This window comes from Phycicoccus sp. CSK15P-2 (assembly GCF_016888005.1).
Classification (GTDB): domain Bacteria; phylum Actinomycetota; class Actinomycetes; order Actinomycetales; family Dermatophilaceae; genus Phycicoccus.
The window spans coordinates 51,103-76,102 of sequence record NZ_JAFDVE010000022.1 but is presented as its reverse complement, the minus strand read 5'-3'; the positions used below and the strand labels follow the sequence as shown (position 1 = coordinate 76,102).

Sequence of the window (25,000 nt, the reverse complement as noted above, 5' to 3'; positions counted from 1 at the left end):
CGACGATGACGAACCGGCTGCACGCCCTGCTCGACGGACGCGCCGCGGTCTTCGACGGCGGCTACGGCTGGCTGCTCCAAGAGCGGGGCCTCCCGCCCGGCGAGTGCGGCGAGTCGTGGAACCTCACGAACCCGGACGCCGTGACCGGCCTGCACGAGGAGTACGCGGTAGCGGGTGCCACGATCCTCACGGCCAACACCTTCGGGGCCACCGAGCCCCGCCTCGCCCAGCACGGTCTCTCCGGGCGCGCCGAGGAGGTCGCCCGGGCCGGCACCCGGCTCGCCCGGGCAGTGGCCGACCGGCACGGCATTCTCGTCGCCGGCGACATCGGCCCCACCGGCGAGCTCCTCGAGCCGCTCGGCACGCTGACCCCGGACGACGCCCGGACGATCTTCGCCGAGCAGGTGCGCGGCCTGGCCGCCGGCGGTGCCGACCTCGTCCTCGTCGAGACGATGAGCGACCTCGAGGAGACCCTCGCGGCCGTGGCCGCCGTGCGCGAGGTCGGGCCCGACCTGCCGGTCGTCGCGACCCTGTCCTTCGACACCAACCTGCGCACGATGATGGGCGTCTCGCCCGCACAGGCCGTGCAGGCCCTCGTCGGCGAGGGTGCCGAGGGGGTCGGCGCCAACTGCGGCCGTGGCCCGGACGAGATGCGCGTCATCGCCGACCAGCTCGTGGCGGCCCGCTCCGGCGAGGTCCTCCTCGTCGCCCAGCCGAACGCCGGCCTCCCGGAGCTCCACGGCGACCGGTTCGCCTACACGCTCGGCCCGGAGGCCCTCGCCGAGCACGCCGTGGAGCTGCAGGACCTCGGCATCGACGTCGTCGGGTCGTGCTGCGGCTCCGGTCCCGACCACACCCGCGCCATCGCCACCGCGCTGCGGGACCGCTGAGCCTCGGTCACCCCTCAGGCGCCGTCCGCGGTGCGACGAGGTGGCGGAGCGCACGCTCGAGGCCCCCGGCGCCGGTCGCGCGCACCTGCAGGGGCAGGCCGACTCGGTCCGCGGCCTCCTGCGCGAGTCCCCGCAGCTCGGCCTGCTCGGCCGGGTCGTCGGTCTGCACGAGCCAGACGACTCGCGTGTAGTGCCGGAAGTAGTCGTCGCGCAGCTCGGGGTGGCGGTCGAGCCCGAGCTCGCGGAGGACGGTCCGGGAGAACGACCGCACGAGGAAGTCGGTGAGCAGGTAGGTGCCGGGCTCGTCGTCCGCGAGTGACTCGACCTCGGCCGGGCCGGCGAAGAGGTCGTAGCAGTGCAGCCCTGGGAGCCGCTGCACCTCGAGCCGCTCGCACACGGCGTCGAGCGCGCCGTACGTCCCGCAGTCCGCGTAGCCGACGACGACGCGCCCGTACTCCTCGCGCAGCGCGACGACGAGGCGCTCGACCTCACCGGCGATCCGCTCGGGGCGGTTGTGCAGGAGCGGTGGCAGCGGATGGACATCGAGCGGCCAGCCGTGCGCGGCGACGGCGTCGAGCGCCGGCTGGGCCAGCGCCCCGCACGCGACGAGGGCGGTGCGCTCAGCCCGGGAACGCGAGCTGGTCGACGAACCGGTGGTTGAAGTCGGGACGGTCGGAGAGCTCGACATACCGCACCTCCTCGAGCAGCGCGTCGGCACCGGCCCGCTCCCGGGCCGACAGGAGGACCATCTTCGCGCCCTCCCCCGCGACGTTCCCCGCCGAGACGATCCGCAGGACGGGGAGCGTCGGGACGAGCCCGATCCGCACCGCCGACGCCGGCGACAGGTAGGAGCCGAAGGAGCCGGCGAGGAGCACCTGCTGGATCTCCGTCGGGTCCAACCCGAGCTCCTCGACGAGGAGGGTCCATCCGGTGGAGATCGCCGCCTTGGCGAACTGCAGCTCACGGACGTCGCGCTGGGAGAGGTAGACCGACTCCTCGGCCGTGGCGGCCGGGACGGGGCGGTGGAGGACGAACACCCGCTCCCCCTCGCCGACCGTCGTCAGCCGGTCGGCCAGGGCCGGCGCCGTGGCCGCCGCGACCTCGGCGGTGACGAACCGTCCGCTCGCGTCGAGCAGGCCGACCCGGACGAGCTCGGAGACGGCATCGACGAGCCCGGAGCCGCACAGCCCGCGCGGCTCGACGTCCCCGATCACCCCGAGCGCCACCGCGGCGGCCGGGTCGTCCGCCGACGGGTCGAGGCGGACGACCTCGACGGCACCGTCGGCGGCGCGCATCCCGCAGCGGATCGCCCCGCCCTCGAACGCCGGGCCCGCCGGGGCGGCGGTCGTGACGATGCGCTCGCCGTCCGAGAGCGCGATCTCGCAGTTCGTCCCCACGTCGACGAAGAGGCGCACGCGCTTGTCGCGGTCGAGCCCGCTCGCGAGCATCCCCGCGACGATGTCGCCGCCCACGTACGCCCCGAGCGCCGGGAAGACCACCGCCCGGGCCCCGGGATGGAGGTCGAGGCCGAGGTCCGAGGCGCGCAGCCCGGACCAGGTCGCGCTCGCCTGGACGAACGGTGCGACGCCGAGCGGCTCGGGGTCGACACCGAGGAGCAGCGCGGTCATCGTCGCGTTCCCGGCGAGCGCGACCTCGTACACCTCGAGGGGGTCGACCCCACCCTCTGCGCACACCTCGGCGGCGAGCTCGACGAGGGTCTCGCGGGCCAGCGCGGTGAGCCGGGGCAGCGCCTCGGGATCCATCATCGTCGCGCTGATCCGGGTGATGACGTCCCCACCGAACGGCTGCTGGCGGTTGAGGACGGACGAGACGGCGACCGGCGTCCCGGTGTCGAGGTCGAGCAGGGTGGCGACGACCGTCGTCGTCCCGAGGTCGTAGGCGATGGCGTGCCGGCGCCCGGTCGTGTCGCCCGGCTCGACGTCGACGAGGGCCTCGTCGACGACGACGGCGGTCACCTTGAAGTCGCTCTGCCGCAGCACCGTCGGCAGCCGGCGCAGCGCGTGCAGGTCGGGCTCGAGGGTGAGGTCGTCGACGGCGTCGCGCAACCGGGCGAGGTCGGTTCGCTGGTCGGCCAGGGTCGGCTCGTCGAGCTCGACGTACCGCTTCTGCACCGCGGGGCGCAGGATGACCTGTCGCCCCACCCCGACCGTCGACGCCTTCGGGCGGGTGACGAGGGGTGGTACCTCGACGCCGAGGTCGTAGGTGGCCCGGACCAGGCAGGCGAGGCGCCATCCGTCCTCGAGCTGCTCGGTCGTGAAGGTGCGGGCGTCGTGCCGGGTCACCTGCGCCGTTCCCGAGGTGAGCCGGACCCGGCACTTGCGGCACGTGCCGTGCCCACCGCACGTGGAGTCGACGGCGATGCCGTTCCACGACGCGGCGTCGAACACCGAGACCCCCGGCGGGACGCGGACGACCCGGTCTGCGGGGCTGAAGGACAGGGTGACCCGCCCGACGCCCTCGTGCTCCTCCTCGCCGGTGTCCGGGACCAGCGCGGCGGGCGGCTCGAGCAGCCCTTCCCGGCGCAGCCCCTCGACGACGTCGCCGAAGGGCTGGTCCGGTCCGGGGGTCTCGCTCACGCCGTGCCGGCCGCGGCCTCGGCCGCCTGCCGGGCCCGGTGCGTCCCGATCCACGACATGCCCCACTCGTCGTTGCCGAGCAGCAGGTCGGCGGCGCGGACGGCGTCGACGACGTGCGGCGTGCGGGCGTCCATGATGGCGCTCGTCATCCCGGCCGACATCGCGAGCGGCAGCCACGCCGCGTTGATCGCGTGCCGCCCCGGCATCCCGAAGCTGACGTTCGACGCCCCGCAGGTCGTGTTGAGGCCCCAGCGCTCGCGGATGCCCCGGATCGTCTCGAGCGTGCTGCGCCCGACGGTCGAGTCGGCGCCGATCGGCATGGCGAGCGGGTCGATGACGATGTCGTCGACCGCGATGCCGTACTCCTCGGTGGCGACCCGGACGATCTTCTCGGTCAGCGCGAGGCGCTTCTCGGCCTCCATCGGGATCTCGTCCTCGTCGTTCGGCAGCGCCACGACGGCGGCGTCGTACTTCTTGACGAGCGGGAGGACGGCGGCGAGCCGGTCGTCCTCGGCGGTGACGGAGTTGACGAGCGCGCGCCCCTGGTAGGCGGCGAGCCCGGCCTCGAGCGCCTCGACGACCGAGGAGTCGATGCAGACCGGCAGGTCGGTGAGCTCCTGGACCATCGTCACGGCCTTGACGAGCAGCTCGGCCTCGTCGGTGAGCGGGACGCCCATGTTGACGTCGAGGACGTTCGCCCCGCCGGCGACCTGCGCGGCGACGTCCTTGGCGACGATCGAGAGGTCCCCCTCGCGCAGCGCGGCCTGGAAGACCGGGCGCCCGGTGGGGTTGATCCGCTCGCCGATGACGCAGAACGGCTGGTCGGCCCCGATGACGACCTCGCGGGTCGCCGAGCGCAGCACGGTGTGCCGCAGCGGGGCGCTCATGCGGGCACCGCCGTGCGCCGCGCCTCCAGGAGGGCCTTGGCGCGCTTGACCGTGGCGGAGGCGTCCGCCGCGTAGCCGTCGGCGCCCACGGCGTCGGCGTACTCCTGGGTGACGGGCGCGCCGCCGACCATGACGATGACGGAGTCGCGCAGCCCGGCCTTCTCGAGCGCGTTGAGGTTCGCCTTGAACATCGGCATCGTCGTCGTGAGGAACGCCGAGAACCCGACGATGTCGGGCCGGTGCTCCTCGATCGCGGCGACGAACTTCTCGGGGGCCACCTGCACGCCGAGGTCGATGACCTCGAAGCCGGCGCCCTCGAGCATGATGTTCACGAGGTTCTTGCCGATGTCGTGCACGTCGCCCTTGACCGTCCCCATGAGGAACTTCCCGATGGTCTCGACGCCGGTGTCGGCGAGCAGGGGGCGCAGCACCTCCATCGAGCCGGCCATCGCGCGGCCCGCGATGAGCATCTCGGGGACGAAGAAGTCGCCGCGCTCGAACCGGGCGCCGACCTCCTCGAGCGCCGGGATGAGCGCGTCGAAGAGGAGCGTCCCGGGCAGCATGTCCATGGACAGCGCCTGGTGGGTCAGGTCCAGCACCGCGGGGCCGTTGCCGACGAGCGTCTCGTCGTACAGCCCCTGGAGGATCTCGTCGGGGGTCATGCGGCACCTTTCTCCGGATGGTGGTCGAGCCGGGCGGAGACGGCCCGGGCGTGTGCGGCGACGAGCGCGCCGGTCGTGCGCGCGTCGTCGGCGAGCCGGAAGGTCGGCCCGGAGACCCCGAGGGCGGCGACGACCGTCCCCCGGTGCCGGACCGGCGCGCCGATGCCGGTCAGCCCCGGCTCGAGCTCGTCGACGGTCACGGCGAAGCCGTCCTCGCGGATGGTGCGCAGCTGGGCCTCGAGCTCCTCGCCCGACGCCGGTGAGTCCGCGGTCACCTGATCGAGGGGGCCGGTGGGGGCCGGCAGGGCGTCGAAGGCGTAGAGGACCTTGCCGAGCGCGGAGCAATGGGCGGGGACGTCGGTGCCGACCCAGTCCCGCGACCCGAGGTAGAAGACGGCCTCCACCTGGTGGATCTGGACGACGGTGCCGCGACGCGCCACCCCGAGGTTGACGGTCTCGCGGGTCAGCTCGTTGAGGGCGTGCATCGTGCCGGCCGAGGTCTCGATGAGCAGCTCGTCGTCGGTGCGGCGGGTGGCGTAGAGGTCGAACAGCCCGCCGGGGACCCACCCGCCCTCCTCGTCCCGCGCGAGCAGCTCGGCCCGCTCGAGGGCGGCGAGCAGGCGCGAGGTCGTCGACCGGGCCAGGCCGGACGCCTCGGCGAGGTCGCCGAACGTCAACGGCCCGTCCGCGCGCACGACGCGGTGGACGAGGTCGGCCGCGCGGTCGACGGACTGGGTGCCGGTCCCGGCAGGTGGGGTCCCCACGGTGCTCCTCGGAGTCGTCTCGAGCTGCCTCATGATATGGAACTCAGCGTCCCATATCATGAGGCTAGGATGTGCGCCGTCTCACCGTCAACGACGTCTCGTCCCCCGGAGGGCCGCGCATGTTCACCAACCGGATGCCGCGCTACGAGATCCTCTCGGCCGACGCCATGGCCGCCCTCGACGCGGGCTGGCGGCGGCTCGTCACCGAGATCGGCGTCGAGTTCATGAGCGACCGGGCCCTCGAGCTCTTCCGGGCCGCCGGCCAGCGGGTCGAGGAGAACACCGTCTTCCTCGACCCCGAGTTCGTCCTCGAGCAGGTGGCGAAGGCTCCGCGCGAGTTCGACGTCCAGGCGCGCAACCCGGAGCGCAGCATCCACCTCGGCGGGGACTCGATGGCGTTCGGAGCCGTCTACGGCCCGCCGTTCGTCCGCGAGGGTGACACGCGCCGCGACGGGACGATGGAGGACTACCGCACCTTCGCCCGGCTCGCTCAGTCCTTCGCGGTGCTCGACTCCGCCGGCGGTGTCGTCTGCGAGCCCAACGACACCCCGCTCGACTCACGCCACCTCGACATGACGTACGCGCTCATGACGCTCACCGACAAGGTGTACATGGGCAACGTCGTCTCCGGCACGAACGCGCGCGACGTCATCGCGATGTCCGAGATCCTCTTCGGCGGCCGGGAGGCCATCGAGGCGACCCCGGCATCGATCAGCCTCGTCAACTGCAACTCACCACTGCGGTGGGACGACCGGATGCTCGACGCGCTCTTCGAGTACGCCGGGGCCGCCCAGCCGGTCGTGCTGACCCCGTTCATCCTCATGGGTGCGATGTCCCCGGTGACCATCCCCGCAGCGCTCGTCCAGCAGATCGCCGAGGCACTGTCCGGCATCGCGCTGGCCCAGCTCGTCCGGCCGGGATGCCCGGTGGTCTTCGGGTCGTTCCTGTCGAACATCGACATGCAGTCGGGCTCCCCGATGTTCGGGACCCCCGAGTCGGGCATCGGGCTGCTCTGCACCGGCCAGATCGCCCGTCACTTCGGGCTGCCGTTCCGTACCGGCGGCGGGCTCACGTCCTCGCAGGTGCCGGATGCCCAGGCGGGCTACGAGGCGCTGATGACCCTCATGCCGACCTTCCTCGCGGGCGCCAACTGGGTCATGCACTCCGCGGGCTGGCTCGAGGGCGGGCTCGTCGCGGGGTTCGAGAAGTTCGTCGTCGACTGCCAGATCGTCGAGATGCTCCAGCACGAGTTCACCCCGCTCGAGATCGACGAGGGCTCGCTCGCATTCGACGCCCACCAGGAGGTCGGGCACGGCGGGCACTTCCTCGGCTCGATGCACACGATGGAGCGCTTCCGCACGTGCTTCTACCGGCCGTTCCTCAGCTCGTCGGAGAACTACGAGCGGTGGGTACGGAACGGGGCGAAGGACACCGCGGCCCGGGCCGCCGAGATCTGGCGGACGCGCGTCGAGGCGTACGAGCAGCCGCCCCTGGACGAGGCCGTGCGCGCCGAGCTCGAGGAGTACGTCGTCCGCCGCCGCGCCGAGCTCGGAGACTGACAACCCCGGAAACCCGCTGGCGGCCCTCGCCCCGGTTCGGCAGGGTCGGGCCATGATCCCGACGCCGACCCTGACCACCGACCGACTGGTGCTGCGCCCGGTCGAGGACGGTGACGCCGACGCGCTCTTCGCGCTGATGAGCGACGCCCGGGTGCTGCGGTACTGGGACGCCCCACCCTGGGCCGAGCGAGAGCGCGCCGACCGCTTCGTCGCCGGATGCCGACAGCTGGCCGAGGAGGGCGGCGGGGCCCGGCTCGCGGTCGAGCGCCGGGCCGACGGGACGTTCGTCGGCTGGTGCGGCCTCATCGACTGGGACCCGGGGTTCCGCAGCGCAGGCATCACGTTCTGCCTCCGCGAGGACGTGTGGGGGCAGGGGTTCGCCACGGAGTCGTCGCGCGCGCTGCTGACCTGGGCCTACGGCACCCTCGACCTCAACCGGGTGCAGACCGAGGTCGACACCCGCAACCCGGCGTCGGCCCGGGTGCTGGAGAAGCTGGGCTTCGTCCGCGAGGGCACCCTGCGCGAGGACTGCGTCGTCGATGGAGTGGTCTCCGACTCCTGGGTCTACGGGCTCCTCCGCCGCGACCGCCGGGGCGGCTGACCGCCGTCCTGCGCCCCGCGCAGCCCTCGGTACGGCACGATGGGGCCCATGCGACACGTGCGCACCGCCTGGCGCTGGCTGCTGGACCGGATCGGCTTCCTCTTGCCCTGACCACGGCGCTCGGCCGAGGTTGCGCCATTCGCTACGGTTGCGCCATGCCCACCACGGATCGTGAAGCCGGCAGCACCGTCCAGTCCGTCGACCGGGCGGTGACGATCCTCGAGCTGCTCGCCCTGCACGGTGAGGCCGGGGTCACCCAGCTGGCCCGCGAGCTGGGCGTGCACAAGTCGACCGCCAGCCGCCTCGTCTCCGCCCTCGAGCGGCGCCGGCTCGTCGAACAGGTCGAGGAGCGCGGCCGCTACCGGCTCGGCGTCGGCATCCTCAAGCTCGCCGGAGCCACCAACGCCCGCCTCGACCTGGCCCAGGAGGCGCGCCCGGTCGTCCGCCGCCTCGCGGGCGAGACCGGCGAGACCGTCAACCTCGCGGTGCTCTCCGGTGGCGCGGCGCTCTACGTCGACCAGGTGGCCGGCGCCTCGAGTCTCTCGACGTACAACTGGGTCGGACAGCACATCCCGATCCACGCGACGAGCAACGGCAAGGTCCTCGTGAGCGAGCTCGTCGAGCCCGAGCTCGGCCGCACGCTCGGCGAGCTCGTCGCGTACACCCCGGCGACGATCACCGAGCGCACGCGCCTGGACGCCGAGCTGGCGCGGGTGCGCGAGCAAGGGTGGGCCCTCGCCACCGACGAGCTCGACGTGGGGCTGACCGCGATCGCCGCTCCGGTGCGGGACGAGCACGGGGACGTCGTGGCCTCCGTCAGCGTCTCCGGCCCGACGTTCCGCTTCAACCCGCAGCGGGTCGAGGAGATCGTCCCGCTCCTGCTCGCGGCCACGCGGGAGATCTCGGCGCACCTGGCCCACCAGCCCGCACTCCGGTAGGGCGGGCCACCACGACCGGTCCGAGACGACGCGCGGACAGCGGTTGGCAGCGGGGGTCGGGCGTGTCATGCTGGGCAGACGTGTTGCACGATGAGCGTCGAGTTGCGCGATACGCACCAGTGACGCGACCGAAGGGATCACCAGATGGCCGCTCTGCCCGCTTCCGCCCGCTGCGTCGTCATCGGCGCCGGAATCGTCGGGAACTCCCTCGCGTACCACCTCGCCGAGCGGGGCTGGACCGACATCGTCCAGATCGACAAGGGTCCCCTGCCCAACCCGGGTGGCTCCACCGGCCACGCGAGCAACTTCATCTTCCCCGTGGACCACTCGCGCGAGTTCGCCGACATCACGCTCGACTCGGTGCGCCAGTACAAGGAGCTCGGCGTCTTCACCGAGTCCGGCGGCTACGAGGTGGCCCGCACCGAGGAGCGGATGGAGGAGCTGCGGCGCCGGATGAGCAGCGCCAAGGCCTGGGGAATCCCCGCCGAGATGGTCACCCCCGAGCAGGTGGCCGAGAAGGTCCCCTTCCTCGACAAGGACGTCATCGTCGGCGCCGCGTGGTTCCCCACCGTGGGCGTCGTCGACAGCCTGCGGGCCGGCACGATCATGCGCGAGCGCGCCGTCGAGAAGGGCGCGCTGACGACCGTCCCCAACGTCGAGGTCCTCGGGATGGAGGTCGTGGACGGCCGGATCCGCGCCGTCGAGACCGACCAGGGCCGGATCGAGGCCGAGACCGTCGTCATCGCCTGCGGCGTGTGGAGCCCCAAGCTGGCCCGGATGGCAGGCGCCCGCATCCCGCTCACCCCGGCGGTGCACCAGATGATCTCGGTCGGGCCCTGCGAGGTGCTCGCGGAGCGGCCCGGCGAGATCACCTTCCCGATCATCCGCGACATGGACACCTTCTGCTACGAGCGCCAGCACGGCTCGGACATGGAGGTCGGCTCCTACGCCCACCGCCCGATCCTGTGGGACCCGGAAGACATCCCGTCCATCGAGCAGGCGAAGCTCTCCCCCACCGAGATGCCGTTCACCGAGGACGACTTCGACCCGCAGCTCGAGCAGGCCCTCGAGCTCATGCCCGAGCTCCTCGGCGACGAGCGGGCCGAGATCCGCTACGCCATCAACGGCCTGCTCTCGCTCACCCCCGACGGCTACCCGGTCCTCGGCGAGACCCCCGAGGTCAAGGGCCTCTGGTCGTGCGCCGCCGTGTGGATCAAGGAGGGCCCGGGCACCGCCCGCGCCGTCGCCGAGTGGATGACCCACGGCAACCCCGAGATCGATCTCGGCCACAGCGACATCGCCCGGTTCTACCCGTTCCAGCGCACCCGCGCGCACGTCAGGGCGCGCACCTCGGAGGCCTTCAACAAGACGTACGGCATCGTCCACCCCGGCGAGCAGTGGGGCAGCAACCGGAACGTCCGGCTGGCCCCGATGCACGCCTCCCAGGAGGCCCTGCGCGCGGTGTTCTACGAAGCCGCCGGGTGGGAGCGCCCGCACTGGTACGAGAGCAACGCCGGGCTCGTCGAGAAGTTCGGGCCCGAGGCGACGATGCCCCGCGAGCACGAGTGGGACGCCCGCTGGTGGTCCCCCGTCATCAACGCCGAGCACCTCCAGATGCGCGAGACGGCCGGGCTCGTCGACCTCTCGGCGTTCGCGGTCTTCGACGTCGTCGGGCCGAGGGCGCTCGAGGCCGTCCAGCGCATCATCGTGGCGCAGGCCGACGTGCGGATCGGGCGGGTCGTCTACACCCCGGTGCTCGACGAACGCGGAGGGTTCCGCTCCGACCTCACCGTCATGCGCCTGGCCCACGACCGCTTCCGGGTCGTCACCGGTGGCGCCCACGGGATGGCCGACAAGAAGTGGTTCGAGGACCGTATGCCCGAGGACGGCGGCGCGGTCGTCGTCGACCTCACCTCGAGCTGGACGACGATCGGCCTGTGGGGCCCGAAGGCGAAGGAGATCCTCGCGTCCGTCACCGACGCCGACGTCTCGCACGAGGGCTTCCCCTTCGGCACGTGCCGCGAGATCGAGGTCGGGGCGCTGTCCGTCCTCGCCTCGCGGATCTCGTACGTCGGCGAGTACGGCTGGGAGCTCTACCTGCCGATGGAGGCGGGCGCGGCCCTGTGGGACCGGCTCCTCGAGGCCGGCACGCCGCTCGGGATGGTGCCGGTCGGCATCGGCGTCTACGGCACGACCGGACGCATCGAGAAGGGCTACCGCGCCTACGGCTACGAGCTCGACACCGAGCGCACCCTGATGGAGACCGGGATGTCCCGGGCGAAGTGGAAGGACGCCGACTTCATCGGCAAGGACGCCGTCGTCGAGCAGGCGGGCGAGGCGCCGAAGGCCGTCCTGTGCTCGATGACGGTCGACGACCACACCTCGGCGAGCGGGGTGAAGCGCTACATGCTCGGTGGCGAGCCGATCCTCACCCGCGAGGGCGGCACGCTGACCGACGGGCACGGCCGGCACCCGTACGTGACGACCGCGGGCTCCGCGCCGAGCCTCGGCAAGCACGTCCTCATGGCCTTCCTGCCTCCGGAGCAGGCCGTCGTCGGCACCGGGCTCGCCGTGTCGTACATGGAGGAGCTCTACCCGGTGACCGTCGCCGCGGTCGACGCGACGCCGCTGTTCGACCCGGCCAACGACCGCATCCGGGGCCGGGCATGACCGACGTCCTCGTCTGCGTCAAGCGGGTCCCCGACCCCACGGGCGAGGTCGTCCTGACCCCGGACGGCATGCGCGTCGACGGCCGGTACGCCGGCTACACGACAAGCGCCCACGAGGAGGCCGCGATCGCCCTCGCCGTCCAGGTGGCCGAGTCCACCGGCGGGTCGGTCACCGTGCTGTCGGTGGGGGCCGCCGAGAGCGTCGAGCAGATCCGTGCGGGGATCGCCGTGGGTGCGACCGACGGCATCCTCGTCGAGGCCGACCCCGACCTCCTCGGCCCGGCGGACGTCGCGGCGGCGGTCGCTGAGGCGCTGCGGGTGCGCGAGGAGGCCGGCCGCACGTACGGCCTCGTCCTGCTCGGCAACGACGCCGCCGACACCGGCGACTTCCAGGTCGGGGTGCGGCTCGCCTACCTCCTCGGACGTCCGGTCGTCGCCGGTGTCCAGACCCTCGAGGTCGACGGCGACGTCGCGACGCTGCGCGGCGAGGGTCCCGAGGGCACCGAGGTCTACGAGGTGGCGCTGCCTGCCGTCGCCACCGTCCTCGAGGGCGGTGTGTCCCCGAAGTACCCCAGCGTCGTGGGGCGGATGAAGGCGAAGAAGGCCGAGGTAGAGACGCTCGGCTGGACCGGGTCTCCGGTCGGCGCCGGCCGCGAGGCGCTCACGGTCCCCGAGCCGCCGCCGAACGAGGTCACCGTCATCGGCGAGGGCACGGCCGCGGCGCCGGGCCTGGTCGCCGTGCTGCGCGAGCTCAAGGTGGTGCACGGATGAGCGTCGTCGTCCTCGTCGAGGTCGAGGAGGGACGGGCCTCGCTCGTCTCCCGCGAGGCCCTGACCTTCGCCCGTTCCCTCGGGGCGGGCGACCTGCACGCGGTCGTCGTCGGGCCCGCCCCCGAGGCCGTGGTCGCCGACTGCCGGGACGCCGGGGTCGCCGTCGTCCACGAGGCCGGCGACCCCGCGCTCGAGCGGTACGCCGCCGCTGCCTGGGCCGCAGTCGTCGAGGCCGCGGGGCGGGCCGCCCGCGCCGACCTGGTCGTCGCCCCGGGGACCGGCCGTGGCAACGAGGTGCTCGCCCACGTCGCCGCCCGCCGGAACCTGCGGATGGCCGCCAACGTCGTCGCCGTCGAGTCGCTCGCACCACTCGTGGTCCAGCGGCAGGTCGTCGGCGGTGCGGCACTGGAGCGCGCGACGGTCGACGGCCGGGTCCGCCTGCTGACGATGGCCGGGCACGCGGTCGAGCCGTCGGCCGCCGATGCTCCCGGTGCGGCCCGGGTGGCACCCCTCGCCCTGACGATCGACCCCCAGGACCTGCGCGCGCAGGTCGTCCGGGTCGAGAAGCGCGAGAGCGGTGACACCTCCGGGCTCACCGCCGCCAAGGTCGTCGTCGGCGCCGGACGGGGTGCCGGGGGCCCGGACGGGTTCGCCGCGGTCGACCGGCTGGCGGAGCGGCTGGGCGGCGCCGTCGGGGTCTCCCGGGTCGTCACCTCGCTCGGCTGGCGGCCGCACCACGAGCAGGTGGGGCAGACCGGGTCCCGGATCGCCCCGGACCTCTACCTCGCGTGCGGCATCTCCGGGTCGATCCAGCACTGGGCGGGCTGTGCGTCGAGCCGGACGATCATCGCCGTCAACACCGACCCGGACGCCCCGATGGTGACCAAGGCCGACTACGCCGTCATCGGCGACATGCACGAGGTGCTGCCCGCCGTGCTCGAGGAGCTGGGCTGAGCCGCGGGCCGTCAGTCGTCCCCGAGTGCGGCCCAGTCCGACTTCTCGGGTGCGGCGGCCTGCCCCTCGGGGCAGTGCTCGCGCAGGTCGCACCAGCCGCACAGCGGCCCGGTGACCGGCGGGAACATCGTGGACCCGACGCCGTGACGTGCGAAGTCGGCGTCGGCCTTCCGGGCGTCGCGCATGATCGACCGGGCCCGCTCGACGTGCCGGCCGAGCGACTCGGGCGTGTGCTCGTGGGCGACGACGGTGCCCGACGGGACGTGGTGCAGCTCGACCCGGTGCACCGGACGGCGGAACATCTTCCACACCGCGGCGGCGTAGAGCGCGAGCGGCAGCGACGTGCGGGCGTCGTCATCCGTCGGCACCTGCCGGGAGGTCTTGTAGTCGACGACGACGAGCTCGCCGGCGCGGTCGTCGAGCCGGTCGACCCGGCCCTGGACGCGCAGGTCGTCGCTGACGAAGGAGACGGTGCGCTCGATGCCGACCGGCCGCTCCTGCGTCCCGGAGCGCTCGAGATAGCCGGCGACGGCGTCCCGCATCCGCTGCCTCCAGCGCCCGGACTGTACGGCGTCCCGGAAGCCGACGTCGATCCAGGCCTTCTCGACCAGGCGCGCCCCGCCCTCCGGAGTGCGCTCGGGCAGGTCCCACCAGTCCCGCAGTGCGTTGTGCACGGCGATGCCGAGCGAGGTGTGCGCGCGCTGCGGCCGGGCCGGCGGGCGCGGGGTGTCGAGGTACTGCATCCGGTAGCGGCGCGGACAGTCGAGGAAGGCGAGCAGCTTGCTCGGGCTACCGCCCCACAGCGGCTCGGGCATTCCGGGGAAGGCCGCCTGCCGCGGCCCGTCGCGCTCCCCCGTCGTCCTCACGCCACCGACGGTAGCCCCTGCCCGGGACGGCGCGACGCACCCCTCCACAGGTGCGCGTCGCGGGTGACAGACTGAGGGGCGCCATGGCCATCTCCGCGTTCGACCTCTTCTCCGTCGGCATCGGGCCGTCGAGCTCCCACACGGTCGGCCCGATGCGGGCCGCCCACCTCTTCGTCGACGGGCTGCGCGCCGACGGCCTGCTCGGGCAGGTCGGCCGGGTCCGCGGCGAGCTCTTCGGCTCGCTCGGCGCCACCGGTCACGGGCACGGGTCGCTCAAGGCGGTGCTCCTCGGCCTCGCGGGTGAGGCACCCGAGACCACCGACCCACGCACCGCCGAGGGGCGGGTCGACGAGGTCCGCGCCTCGGGGCGGCTCCGGCTCGGCGCCGAGCGCGACGTCGCCTGCGACCCGGACGCCGACATCGTCCTGCACCGCAAGGAGCGGCTGCCGTTCCACTCCAACGGGATGCGCTTCACGGCGTGGGCGTCGGCCGAGCCGGCCGAGGGCGAGGAGCCGCTGCGCACCCGTGAGTTCTACTCCGTCGGCGGCGGCTTCGTCCTCGGCGAGGAGGAGATCGGCCAGGGCGCGATCGTCCCGGACTCCACCCCGGTGCGCCACCCGTTCACGACCGGCGCCGAGCTGCTCGAGCGGTGCCGCGAGTCCGGGCTGCCGGTCAGCGGCGTCATGCTCGCCAACGAGCTCTCCTGGCGTACGGAGGCGGAGGTGCGCGAGGGGCTGCTGCACCTCTGGCACGTGATGCAGGAGTGCGTCGACAACGGCTGCCGGACTGAGGGTGTGCTGCCCGGCGGGCTCAAGGTCCAGCGGCGTGCCCCGCGACTGGCGCTCCAGCTGCGGCGCGAGCACGCCGGCGACCCGCTCGCCGCGATGGACTGGGTCACGCTCTACGCGCTCGCGGTCAACGAGGAGAACGCCAGCGGCGGACGCATCGTCACCGCCCCGACGAACGGCGCGGCGGGGATCATTCCCGCGGTGCTGCACTACTACACGCGGTTCGTCCCGGGCGCTGACGACGACGGCGTCGTCGACTTCCTGCTCACCGCCGCGGCGATCGGGTCGCTGTACAAGGAGAACGCGTCGATCTCCGGGGCCGAGGTCGGCTGCCAGGGCGAGGTCGGGTCGGCCTGCTCGATGGCCGCCGGCGCGCTCGCCGAGGTGCTCGGCGGCACCCCGAAGCAGGTCGAGAACGCCGCCGAGATCGGCATCGAGCACAACCTCGGGCTCACCTGCGACCCCGTGGGCGGACTCGTCCAGATCCCGTGCATCGAGCGCAACGCCGTCGCCTCGGTCAAGGCGATCACCGCGGCCCGCATCGCGCTGCGCGGCGACGGCTCGAACGTCGTCTCGCTCGACAAGGCCATCAAGACGATGCGCGACACCGGCCGCGACATGAAGGTCAAGTACAAGGAGACCGCACGCGGCGGGCTCGCCGTCAACGTCATCGAGTGCTGACCCGGTGCCCGGACGGGCGTCTCAGCGAGCCGTGTCCGTGAACCGTCCGACGACGTCGTCGACCACCGGCCCGACCTCGGCGACCGGGATGACACCGCACGCGACGAGGCCGGCGGTGCCCTGCAGTGTGGCCAGGAAGATCACCGCTGTCCGTTCCGGCGCGCCGCCCTCGTCGTCCTGGCCGCGGAAGACCTCGAGAACGGGCGTGAACGCCTGGACGGCGCTCTCCGCGACGGCCTCGTGCTCGGGCCCGTCGTGGTGCGCGAACATGACCGCGAGGAGGTCGCGTCCGTGTCGGCGAGGTCGATGTAGGCCGCGGCGAGCGCGCGGACCCGGACATGGTGCTCCGATGACGCGTCGGCGGCCGTGCGCAGCCGCGCACCCAGCCGGGCCAAGCCGTCGACGGCGAGCGCGTCGAGCAGAGCCTGGCGGTCCGGGAAGTAGCGTCGCGGAGCGGCGTGTGTGACGCCGATGTGACCTGCGATCTCACGGAGCGCCAAGCCGTCGGCGCCCCGTTCGCGCAGCATCACCCGCGCCCGCTCGAGCACGGCCTGGCGCAGGTTCCCGTGGTGGCACGGGCGTCGGTGCGGCCGAGACGAACGGCGCCGCGGCTGCCGTCGCTAGGAGGCCGAGCGTTCGGCTACGCCTTCTCCACCGTGAACACGGTCGGGTCCGGTGATCTCGGCCCACACCTCGTCCAGAGAGAGGCCGAGGACCTCGGCGATGGCTGCGACCGTCGGGAACGCCGGAGTGGCCACCCTCCCGGACTCGATCTTGCGGAGTGTCTCGGGCGAGACTCCCGCGTCGAGCGCGGTGTGCAGCATCGACCGCGCGCCACGCGCTCGTCGCAACAGCGCGCCGAGGCGCTGTCCGCGCTCGACCTCGGCCGGGGTGAGGGGCAGCCTGACCATGACCCGATGATAGTCCCGGGATACCATGGCCGGGATAGTTATCAACCCGGGAAGGTCGACGTCGTGATCGAGATCCTCAGCCGGGCCGAGCTGGTAAGGGCGCGAGAGACCGGCGCCCTCGTCGGGTCGATCCTGCGGACCCTCCGGGACCGCGGCACCGCGGGCACGAACCTCCTCGACATAGACCGCTGGGCCCGGGAAATGATCGCGGACGCCGGTGCCACCTCCTGCTACGTCGACTACGCACCGCCCTTCGGGCGCGGCCCCTTCGGCCACCACATCTGCACGTCCGTCAACGACGCCGTCCTGCACGGCCTGCCCCACGACCGCGAGCTCGCCGACGGCGACCTGCTCTCGCTCGACCTCGCTGTCTCCCTCGGTGGCGTGGTTGCGGACGCCGCGGTCAGCATGGTCGTCGGCGCCCCCAGGGCGCCGGAGGACGAGGCGATGATCCGCACGACCGAGGAAGCCCTCGCCGCGGGCATCGCCGCGGCACGGCCCGGCGCGCGCGTCGGCGACCTCTCGCACGCCATCGGCACGGTCCTCACCGACGCCGGCCACCGCGTGAACACCGATTTCGGCGGCCACGGCGTGGGCTCGACGATGCACCAGGACCCGCACGTCCCCAACCACGGGCGTCCCGGCCGGGGCTTCACGCTTCGCGAAGGGATGCTGCTCGCGCTGGAACCGTGGGTCATGGCCGACACCGACGAGCTCGTCACCGACCCCGACGGCTGGACGCTGCGCAGCGCCACGGGTTGTCGGACGGCGCACAGCGAGCACACGGTCGCCGTTACCGCCGACGGCGCCGAGGTCCTCACGCTCGCGTAGGCGCTCTCGAGGTGTCAGGCGGTCGCTGAGCCACCCCGGTGCCAGGGTGGACCCCGTGACCTGACCACGGGGTGACTTCGAGCTGACCTCCGACGAGCTGCGGGCCGTGACGCTGTACTGCCTGGAGTGCGCCGCACGGGTCTTCGCCGAGGGCGCGGCGCGGTCCCGGCTGCAGCGCACCGCCGCCACGGACGCCCACCGCGCCGCCCGGGAGGCCACCACCGACGCGGCTCGGCACGCGGCCACCGCAGCAGCGCACGCCGCCGCGGCTGCCTACCTGCACCCGCTGGCCAAGGCCACCCAGCTGCACCACATCCTCGGGTCGCCGGTCCACGCCGCCCGGGCGGCCGAGCTCGCCCGGGGCGACGACCCGGTGGTCGCCGAGTACGTGCTCACCACCGCCGCCACGCGGATGACGCCCGTGGTCCGCGACGTGCTCTCCCGCTACCCCCGGGCACCCGAGGGACGCAGCCGCACCGCGGCCCTCACCGCTCGCCTCGACGGCCTGCTCCGGGACCCGGCGCCGGCTCCGCGGGTGGTCGACGACCCCGGCCCGTTCGTCCACGGGACCCGACAAGCGCTTCCCCGGGAACCCGACCCGGTCCTACCGGACCACCGAGCCACTGCGCGTCGTCGAGGAGGTCACCGGATGGGAGCCGCCTCCGCCGGAGACGGTCCGGCGGATCCGTGACCACACGGGCGAGCCGGCCCGGCTCGGAATCGAGGCCATGGACTGAGCCACACCGGCCCGGGGGCCCGACCGGGGACCCGGCTTGACGGCCGGTCCCTCCGCTCGGAAGTCTGGGACGGTGCCCGCTGGGCGCCTCCGCCGCACCACCCCCGACGGGAAGGACCCCATGCCCGACCTCTTCATCGACGGCACGTGGACGTCGGCCGCCGCGGGTGGCCGCCGCACCATCACGTGCCCCGCCGACGGGACGCACGTCGGCGAGGTCGACGAGTCCGACGAGTCCGACACGTTCCGCGCCATCGAGGCGGCGCGCCGGGCGGCGGACGACGGGCGGTGGCGCGACGTCCCGCCGCAGGAGCGCGCGGCGGCCCTGGGCCGCATCGCCGACGCCCTCGAGCGGGACACCGACGAGATCGCCCGCGCCGAGGCGCTCGACACCGGCAAGCGGTTCGAGGAGGCGAAGATCGACGTCGCCGACGTCGTCAGCGTCTTCCGGCACTACGCCGGAAAGGGCGACGTCGTCGAACGGGTCCGCGAGGTCGACCCCGGCCAGCCGGGCGTCGTCAGCCGCGTCCACCGCGAACCCATCGGAGTCTGCTCGCTCATCACGCCGTGGAACTACCCGCTGCTGCAGGCCAGCTGGAAGGTCGCGCCCGCGCTGCTCGCCGGCGACACGTTCGTCCTCAAGCCCAGCGAGATCACCCCGCACTCGACGATCCTCATGGTCCGCGCGGTCGACGAGGCCGGCGTCCCGGCGGGGGTTGCCAACCTCGTCCTCGGTACCGGGCCGGGCTGCGCCGGCCCGCTGTCCACCGACCCGCGCGTCGACATGGTCTCGTTCACCGGCAGCCTCGCCGTCGGCCAGCACCTGATGCGCGAGGCCGCGGGCACCGTCAAGCGGGTCGCCCTCGAGCTCGGCGGCAAGAACCCCAACATCGTCTTCGCCGACGCCGACCGCAAGGCGGCGGTCGACAACGCGATGACGGCCGTCTTCCTCCACTCGGGCCAGGTCTGCTCGGCCGGCGCCCGGCTGCTCGTCGAGGGGTCGGTCAAGGACGAGGTCGTCGACACCATCGTCGAGCGGGCACAGCACATCCGGCTCGGCACCCCGTTCGACGAGAACGCCCAGACCGGCTCGCTGACCAGCGCCGAGCACCTCGCCAAGGTCGAGGACTACGTCGCCGAGGGCATCGCCGAGGGCGCCACGCTGCGTTGCGGCGGGGCCCGTCCGGACGACCCGGCCCTCGCCGACGGCCACTACTACCTCCCCACCGTCCTCGACGACTGCCGCGTCGACATGCACGTCGTCCAGGAGGAGTCCTTCGGCCCGGTCCTCACCGTCGAGACCTTCCGCACCGAGGAGGAGGCCGTGGCCCTGGCCAACGGCACGCGTTACGGCCTCGCCGGCGCGGTGTGGACCGGTAACCCCGAGAAGGCCGCCCGGGTCGCTCGCGGCCTGCGGCTCGGGACGGTCTGGGTCAACGACTACCACCCCTACGTCGCCCCCGCGGAGTGGGGCGGGCACAAGCAGTCCGGCATCGGCCGTGAGCTCGGAGAGCTCGGCCTCGAGGAGTACCAGGAGACCAAGCACGTGTGGGAGAACACCGAGCCGGCCCCGACGGGATGGTTCTCATGAGCATGACCGACCGCATCACCGACACCGCCCGGACGGCGCTGACGCGCGGACGGGACACCGCCGAGCGCCTGCGCGACCGCACGACGATGGCGGAGGTCCCCGACCAGGTCGACGTCGTCGTCGTCGGCGGGGGCAGCGCCGGCTGCGTCCTCGCGAACCGGCTCTCCGAGGACGCCGGCACCTCCGTCCTCGTCCTCGAGGCCGGACGCAGCGACCTCAAGGCCGACCCCTTCATCCACATGCCGGCCGCGCTGCCGTTCCCCATCGGCAGCCGCTTCTACGACTGGAAGTACGAGTCCGAGCCCGAGCCGCACATGAACGGCCGGCGGGTCTACCACGCCCGCGGCAAGGTCCTCGGCGGGTCGTCCTCGATCAACGGGATGATCTTCCAGCGCGGCAACCCCAAGGACTACGAGCGCTGGGGTGCCGACCCCGGCATGCAGGACTGGGACTACGCGCACTGCCTGCCGTACTTCAAGCGGATGGAGAGCTGCCTCGCCGGTGCCGACACCTGGCGCGGCGGCGACGGGCCGCTCGTCCTCGAGCGTGGGCCGGCCACCAACCCGCTCTTCACGGCCTTCTTCGAGGCCGCGCAGCAGGCCGGCTACCCGCGCACGACCGACGTCAACGGCTACCGCCAGGAGGGCTTCGCCCCCTTCGACCGCAACGTCCACCGCGGCCGCCGGCTCTCCGCGGCCCGTGCCTACCTGCACCCGGTGATGCATCGGCCGAACCTGCACGTCCGCACCCTCGCGATGACGACCAAGGTGCTCTTCGAGGGCAGCCGGGCCGTCGGCGTCGAGTACACCGCCTTCGGGCGGCGGCACACCGTCCGCGCCGGCGAGGTCGTCCTCGCCGGGGGTGCCGTCAACACCCCGCAGCTGCTCCAGCTCTCCGGGGTCGGCGACCCCGAGCTGCTCCGGCCGCTCGGCATCGACGTCGTCTCCGGGCTGCGCGGGGTCGGCGAGCACCTCCAGGACCACCTCGAGGTCTACATCCAGCACGCCGCGACCCAGCCGGTGTCGATCGCGCCGGGCCTGGCCTGGAAGAACCGGCCGAAGCTCGCCGCGGAGTGGCTCTTCCTGCGCCAGGGCCTCGGGGCGACGAACCACTTCGAGGGCGGCGGGTTCGTCCGCAGCAACGAGGACGTCGACTACCCCAACCTCATGTTCCACTTCCTGCCGATCGCGATCCGCTACGACGGCACGAGCCCGGTCGAGGGGCACGGCTACCAGGTGCACATCGGCCCGATGTACTCAGACGCCCGAGGCTGGCTGAGGATCCGCAGCACCGACCCGCGGATGAAGCCGGCGATGCAGTTCAACTACCTCTCCACCGAGCAGGACCAGCGCGAGTGGGTCGAGGCCGTCCGGGTGTCCCGGGACATCCTGGGCCAGCCGGCCCTCGCGGCCTACGACGGCGGCGAGATCTCGCCGGGGCCCGAGGTCGAGACCGACGAGCAGATCCTCGACTGGGTCCGCGCCGACGCCGAGACCGCGCTCCACCCGAGCTGCACCGCGCGGATGGGCACCGACGACCTCTCCGTCCTCGACCCGGCGTCGATGCGGGTGCACGGCACCGAGGGCCTGCGTGTCGTCGACGCCAGCGCCATGCCCTACGTGACGAACGGCAACATCTACGCCCCGGTCGTCATGCTCGCCGAGAAGGCGGCGGACCTCATCGCCGGGAACACCCCGCTGCCGCCGTCGGACGCGCCCTGGTACGACCACCGTGCCGGGAGCCCGCTCGATCCGCCCGCCGGCGCCTGAACCTCGCCCCCGACCACGACCCACCCTCAGGAGACACCCATGACCACCACCGACTCCCCGCCGGGCGGCACGACCCCGCACGACACCCCCGCCGCACCGCCTCCTGTCGGCCCGCGCTCGCTCGGAGGAGCGCCGATCCGCGTGCCCGTGTTCGCCGCCTCTCTCGCCGGCGTGCTCGTCATGGCGGTGTGGGCGCTCGTGTCGCCGGAGTCGGCCGAGTCCACGCTCGGCACCGTGACGACCTGGGTCACCGAGTGGTACGGCTGGTTCTACGTCCTCCTCGCGACCGCCGTCCTCCTCTTCGTCATCTACCTCGGCCTCTCGCGCTACGGGCACGTCCGGCTCGGCCCGGACCACTCACGGCCCGAGTTCTCGACGTTCGCCTGGGCGTCGATGCTCTTCGCCGCGGGCATCGGGACCGACGTCATGTTCTACAGCGTCGTCGAGCCGGCGACGCAGTACATGGCCCCGCCCGCGGGCGGGCCGGAGGCCGAGACGGTCGGCGCCGCCCGCGAGGCCACGGTCTGGACGCTCTTCCACTACGGCATCACCGGCTGGGGCATGTACGCGCTGATGGGCCTGGCCCTCGGGTACTTCTGCTACCGCCGCGGCCTGCCGCTGGCCGTGCGCTCGGCGCTCGCGCCGGTGCTCGGCAAGCGCATCGACGGCGGGCTCGGCCACGCGGTCGACACCGCCGCCGTGCTCGGCACGATCTTCGGCGTCGCCACCTCGCTCGGCATCGGCGTCGTCTTCCTCAACGTCGGCCTCGAGGTCCTCTTCGGCATCCCCGTCGGCACCGGTGCGCAGATCGCGCTGGCCGTCCTCGCGGTCGTCATGGCGGCGGTGTCGGCGACGACCGGCGTCGACAAGGGCATCCGCTTCCTGTCCCAGCTCAACGTCGTCCTCGCGCTCGGGCTGGCGGCCTGGGTGCTCGTCACCGGCAAGACCGCGCTGCTGCTGAACGTGACGGTGGCGAACGTCGGCGACTTCGTGCGCACCTTCCCCGCCAAGACGATGGAGACCTTCCCCTTCGTCGACAACGCCGAGTGGATGAGCTACTGGACGCTCTTCTTCTGGGCCTGGTGGGTCGCCTGGGCCTCGTTCGTCGGGCTCTTCCTCGCCCGCATCTCGCGAGGACGCACGATCCGGCAGTTCGTCGCCGGCACGCTCGTCATCCCGTTCCTCTACATCGTCATGTGGATCTCGATCTTCGGGAACGCCGCCATCGAGCGGATCCGTGACGGCGACGCCACCTTCGCCGAGACCGCGCAGGACTTCACCGGGCTCGGGTTCTACGAGCTCCTCGAGGGCTACCCGGCCGGCCAGGTCGTCATCGCCCTCGCGTTCTTCGTCGGCCTGCTGTTCTACGTGACCTCGGCCGACTCCGGCGCGCTCGTCATGGCGAACCTCACGAGCCGCCTCGGCTCGCTCTCCGACGACGCCGCCCCCTGGTTGCGGATCGTCTGGGCCGCAGCGACCGGCCTGCTGACGGTCGCGATGCTGCTCGTCGGTGGGATCGTCGCGCTGCAGTACGCGACGATCATCTTCGGGCTGCCGTTCGCGGTCGTGCTCGTGCTCGTCATGGTCGGACTGCTCCGCGCACTGCGGGTCGAGGGCCATCGCGCGGCCAGCCGCGACCACGCGATGCACGCGCTGCTCTCCGCCCGGAGCGCCCAGCCGCGCGACGCGGTGCAGGCCGGGGCGTCGTGGAAGACCCGCCTGGCCCGCGCCACGAACTTCGTCGACCGCGAGGACGCCCTGGCGCACCTGCGCGACGTCGTCTCCCCCGCGCTCACCGAGGTGGCCGCGGAGCTCTCGGGGCTCGGCGTCACCACGGTGTGCGAGGAGGACTACGAGGGCGACGAGCCCGCGGTGGCGCTGCGCACCGAGGGTGAGGACGCCACCCCGTTCGTCTACCGCGTGGCGCTCGAGATGTCGCCCGTGCCGACGTACGGCGGACGGATGGTGCAGGCCCGGGACACCTACGCCCGGCTCGAGGTGCACCTCGAGGACGGCGGCCAGGACTACGACGTCATGGGCTACACCCAGGCGCAGGTCATCCACGACTGCCTCGACCACTACGAGCGGCACCTGGAGTTCCTCCGGCTCGCGGAGCCGTCCGGCTCCTGAGGCCCACCCACGGCGAGGCCGTCGTCACGACGCGGCGGCGGCCTCGCCGAGGGGAGCCGGGAAGGAGCGCACGGCCGCAGGGGTCGCGAGGTACGCGCCGACGAGGGGCGCCCCGGAACGCCGGGACTCGGCGAGCACGACCTCGTGCCAGACGCGGTCGGTGTCGGTCAGCAGGACCGACCCGTCCCGGCCTCGGGCGAAGACCAGCGCACCGCCGGCCGCCGCGACGTCGTCGAGGACCGCCCCGATGCCCGGCGCGGCCGCACGGGGGTCACGCTCCTGCCCGCCCTCGGAGACGAGCACCGGCTGGAGCAGCCGCAGACCGTCGTCGAGCAGGAGCAGGCACAGGCACCCGTCCAGGCGGTCGGCGTGGCCGACCAGGAGGTCGACGACGTCCGCGGCCAGACGGGGGTCGTCGAGGGGGAGGTCGGACCAGGACTCGGGGAGGTCGTCGAAGCTCATGCCGCCCAGACTGCCGCCGTCCGGGCCGGTGGCCGCGGAGTTTTCCACAGGCGCCGGGACCCGCCTCAGCTGAAGACGACCGTGCGCGTCCCGTTGCGCAGGATGCGCGACTCGCAGTGCCAGCGCACGGCGCGTGCCAGCACGCGGGACTCGACCTCCTCGCCCGCGCTCACGAGCTCGTCCGGCGACAGGCGGTGGTCGGCGCGCACGACGTCCTGCTCGATGATCGGACCCTCGTCGAGGTCCGGTGTCACGTAGTGCGCGGTCGCACCGACGAGCTTCACACCACGCTCGAAGGCCTGGTGGTAGGGCCTGGCTCCCTTGAACGAGGGCAGGAACGAGTGGTGGATGTTGATGACCCGGCCGTCGAGGTCACGGGCGAGGCCGTCGGAGAGCACCTGCATGTAGCGGGCCAGCACGACGAGGTCGACCTCGTGCTCGGCAAGGACCCCGCGCAGCCGGGACTCCGCCTGCGGTTTGGTGTCGGCGGTGACCGGCACGTGGACGAACGGGACGCCGTACGACGCGACGAGCGGCTCGAGGTCCGGGTGGTTGCTCACGACCGCCGGGATCTCGAGGTTGAGCTGCCCCGAGCGCCAGCGGAACAGCAGGTCGTTGAGGCAGTGCCCGAACCGGCTCACCATGAGGACGGCGCGGTACGGCTCGTCGGCCGGACGGATGGTCCACTCCATGGCGTACTGCGCGGCGACGGGGGCGAAGCGCGCGCGCCAGCCGTCCGCGTCGACCTCGTCGTCGGTGACGGAGTACCGGATGCGCATGAAGAACTGGTCGGTCCGGACGTCGTCGAACTGCTGGCTCTCCTCGATGTTGCCGCCGTGCTCGAAGAGCAGCGCGGTCACCGTGGCGACGATGCCCCGGCGGTCGGGACAGGACAGGAGCAGCACGTACTGGGCGGTCTGCGGCACGGCGGCCACGCTACGCGC

At 73.0% G+C, this 25,000-nt stretch carries 22 protein-coding genes and 2 pseudogenes; 13 read left to right on the top strand and 11 right to left on the bottom strand.

All coding sequences use genetic code 11. The features are described from left to right. Window positions 1-5: 5 nt before the first annotated feature. Window positions 6-890: a homocysteine S-methyltransferase family protein gene (locus JQN72_RS13135; RefSeq protein WP_239100604.1), complete on the top strand. Its 885-nt coding sequence runs from the start codon at window positions 6-8 to the stop codon at window positions 888-890. Between the two features lie 7 nt (window positions 891-897). Here JQN72_RS13135 and JQN72_RS13130 read toward each other — a convergent pair whose 3' ends face one another. Genes JQN72_RS13130 through JQN72_RS13110 form a run of 5 tightly spaced genes read right to left on the bottom strand, consistent with a single transcriptional unit; the run spans window position 898 to window position 5,800 of the window. Beyond that, entirely contained in the window at window positions 898-1,578 is a 681-nt protein-coding gene (locus tag JQN72_RS13130) for a DUF1638 domain-containing protein (protein ID WP_204135567.1), read from the bottom strand. Continuing rightward, complete coding sequence (locus tag JQN72_RS13125; RefSeq protein ID WP_204135566.1) at window positions 1,511-3,487, bottom strand: ASKHA domain-containing protein; 1,977 nt, start codon at window positions 3,485-3,487, stop codon at window positions 1,511-1,513. Before JQN72_RS13125 ends, JQN72_RS13130 begins: the two co-directional genes overlap by 68 nt. Then, window positions 3,484-4,374 (bottom strand): dihydropteroate synthase, encoded by an 891-nt coding sequence (locus JQN72_RS13120; RefSeq protein ID WP_204135565.1) that lies wholly within the window; start codon window positions 4,372-4,374, stop codon window positions 3,484-3,486. Before JQN72_RS13120 ends, JQN72_RS13125 begins: the two co-directional genes overlap by 4 nt. After that, complete coding sequence (locus tag JQN72_RS13115; RefSeq protein ID WP_204135564.1) at window positions 4,371-5,036, bottom strand: corrinoid protein; 666 nt, start codon at window positions 5,034-5,036, stop codon at window positions 4,371-4,373. The genes JQN72_RS13120 and JQN72_RS13115 overlap by 4 nt, the downstream gene beginning before the upstream one ends. Next, the gene (locus tag JQN72_RS13110; protein WP_204135563.1) at window positions 5,033-5,800 is read right to left on the bottom strand and encodes an IclR family transcriptional regulator; all 768 of its coding nucleotides are present in this window, start codon (window positions 5,798-5,800) and stop codon (window positions 5,033-5,035) included. The genes JQN72_RS13115 and JQN72_RS13110 overlap by 4 nt, the downstream gene beginning before the upstream one ends. A gap of 71 nt (window positions 5,801-5,871) precedes the next feature. Between JQN72_RS13110 and JQN72_RS13105 the strand changes: the two genes are divergently transcribed. From JQN72_RS13105 to JQN72_RS13080, 6 genes are all read left to right on the top strand, one after another. Beyond that, window positions 5,872-7,359, top strand: coding sequence for a trimethylamine methyltransferase family protein (locus JQN72_RS13105; protein WP_307812666.1), 1,488 nt, complete (start codon window positions 5,872-5,874; stop codon window positions 7,357-7,359). A 52-nt stretch (window positions 7,360-7,411) separates the two neighbouring features. Next, complete coding sequence (locus JQN72_RS13100; protein ID WP_204135562.1) at window positions 7,412-7,960, top strand: GNAT family N-acetyltransferase; 549 nt, start codon at window positions 7,412-7,414, stop codon at window positions 7,958-7,960. 155 nt (window positions 7,961-8,115) lie between these two features. Beyond that, a complete protein-coding gene (locus JQN72_RS13095; RefSeq protein ID WP_204135561.1) occupies window positions 8,116-8,898 on the top strand; it encodes an IclR family transcriptional regulator in 783 nt (260 codons plus the stop codon). A 144-nt stretch (window positions 8,899-9,042) separates the two neighbouring features. Further along, window positions 9,043-11,568 (top strand): FAD-dependent oxidoreductase, encoded by a 2,526-nt coding sequence (locus tag JQN72_RS13090; protein WP_204135560.1) that lies wholly within the window; start codon window positions 9,043-9,045, stop codon window positions 11,566-11,568. Then, window positions 11,565-12,338 carry an electron transfer flavoprotein subunit beta/FixA family protein gene (locus JQN72_RS13085; protein ID WP_204135559.1) on the top strand — a complete coding sequence of 258 codons (774 nt, stop codon included), beginning with the start codon at window positions 11,565-11,567 and terminating at the stop codon, window positions 12,336-12,338. Before JQN72_RS13090 ends, JQN72_RS13085 begins: the two co-directional genes overlap by 4 nt. After that, the gene (locus JQN72_RS13080; protein ID WP_204135558.1) at window positions 12,335-13,291 is read left to right on the top strand and encodes an electron transfer flavoprotein subunit alpha/FixB family protein; all 957 of its coding nucleotides are present in this window, start codon (window positions 12,335-12,337) and stop codon (window positions 13,289-13,291) included. Before JQN72_RS13085 ends, JQN72_RS13080 begins: the two co-directional genes overlap by 4 nt. An 11-nt stretch (window positions 13,292-13,302) precedes the next feature. Here the strand turns inward: JQN72_RS13080 and JQN72_RS13075 are convergent, their stop codons facing one another. Beyond that, entirely contained in the window at window positions 13,303-14,157 is an 855-nt protein-coding gene (locus JQN72_RS13075; RefSeq protein WP_307812664.1) for a PD-(D/E)XK nuclease family protein, read from the bottom strand. An 83-nt stretch (window positions 14,158-14,240) separates the two neighbouring features. Here JQN72_RS13075 and JQN72_RS13070 point away from each other — a divergent pair, with 83 nt between their 5' ends. Then, on the top strand, window positions 14,241-15,626 hold the full coding sequence (locus JQN72_RS13070; protein WP_204135557.1) for an L-serine ammonia-lyase: 1,386 nt from the start codon (window positions 14,241-14,243) through the stop codon (window positions 15,624-15,626). 21 nt (window positions 15,627-15,647) lie between these two features. Here JQN72_RS13070 and JQN72_RS18460 read toward each other — a convergent pair whose 3' ends face one another. From JQN72_RS18460 to JQN72_RS13060, 3 genes and pseudogenes are all read right to left on the bottom strand, one after another. Further along, window positions 15,648-15,896, bottom strand: a complete 249-nt coding sequence (locus JQN72_RS18460) for a hypothetical protein (protein WP_239100602.1) — start codon at window positions 15,894-15,896, stop codon at window positions 15,648-15,650. A gap of 149 nt (window positions 15,897-16,045) precedes the next feature. Then, window positions 16,046-16,174 (bottom strand): annotated as a pseudogene (locus JQN72_RS19065) (TetR family transcriptional regulator); the annotation flags it as partial. Window positions 16,175-16,246: 72 nt separating this feature from the next. Further along, the gene (locus JQN72_RS13060; protein WP_204135556.1) at window positions 16,247-16,537 is read right to left on the bottom strand and encodes a helix-turn-helix transcriptional regulator; all 291 of its coding nucleotides are present in this window, start codon (window positions 16,535-16,537) and stop codon (window positions 16,247-16,249) included. 63 nt (window positions 16,538-16,600) lie between these two features. On the opposite strand from JQN72_RS13060, the gene map reads away from it, so the two are divergent. The 5 genes and pseudogenes from map (at window position 16,601) to betT (ending at window position 23,594) form a co-directional block, all read left to right on the top strand. Further along, window positions 16,601-17,368 (top strand): type I methionyl aminopeptidase, encoded by a 768-nt coding sequence (gene map / locus JQN72_RS13055; protein WP_204135643.1) that lies wholly within the window; start codon window positions 16,601-16,603, stop codon window positions 17,366-17,368. Between the two features lie 572 nt (window positions 17,369-17,940). Continuing rightward, window positions 17,941-18,034 (top strand): annotated as a pseudogene (locus JQN72_RS19060) (NAD(+)--rifampin ADP-ribosyltransferase); the annotation flags it as partial. Window positions 18,035-18,225: 191 nt separating this feature from the next. Continuing rightward, window positions 18,226-19,695 carry an aldehyde dehydrogenase family protein gene (locus JQN72_RS13045; protein WP_204135555.1) on the top strand — a complete coding sequence of 490 codons (1,470 nt, stop codon included), beginning with the start codon at window positions 18,226-18,228 and terminating at the stop codon, window positions 19,693-19,695. Window positions 19,696-19,781: 86 nt separating this feature from the next. Further along, entirely contained in the window at window positions 19,782-21,464 is a 1,683-nt protein-coding gene (gene betA / locus JQN72_RS13040) for a choline dehydrogenase (RefSeq protein ID WP_204135642.1), read from the top strand. A gap of 39 nt (window positions 21,465-21,503) precedes the next feature. After that, window positions 21,504-23,594: a choline BCCT transporter BetT gene (gene betT, locus JQN72_RS13035; RefSeq protein ID WP_204135554.1), complete on the top strand. Its 2,091-nt coding sequence runs from the start codon at window positions 21,504-21,506 to the stop codon at window positions 23,592-23,594. Window positions 23,595-23,618: 24 nt separating this feature from the next. Here the strand turns inward: betT and JQN72_RS13030 are convergent, their stop codons facing one another. Together JQN72_RS13030 and purU are read right to left on the bottom strand one after the other, a co-directional pair. Beyond that, complete coding sequence (locus JQN72_RS13030) at window positions 23,619-24,056, bottom strand: hypothetical protein (RefSeq protein ID WP_204135553.1); 438 nt, start codon at window positions 24,054-24,056, stop codon at window positions 23,619-23,621. 65 nt (window positions 24,057-24,121) lie between these two features. Then, entirely contained in the window at window positions 24,122-24,982 is an 861-nt protein-coding gene (purU, locus tag JQN72_RS13025) for a formyltetrahydrofolate deformylase (RefSeq protein ID WP_307812662.1), read from the bottom strand. Window positions 24,983-25,000: the final 18 nt, after the last annotated feature.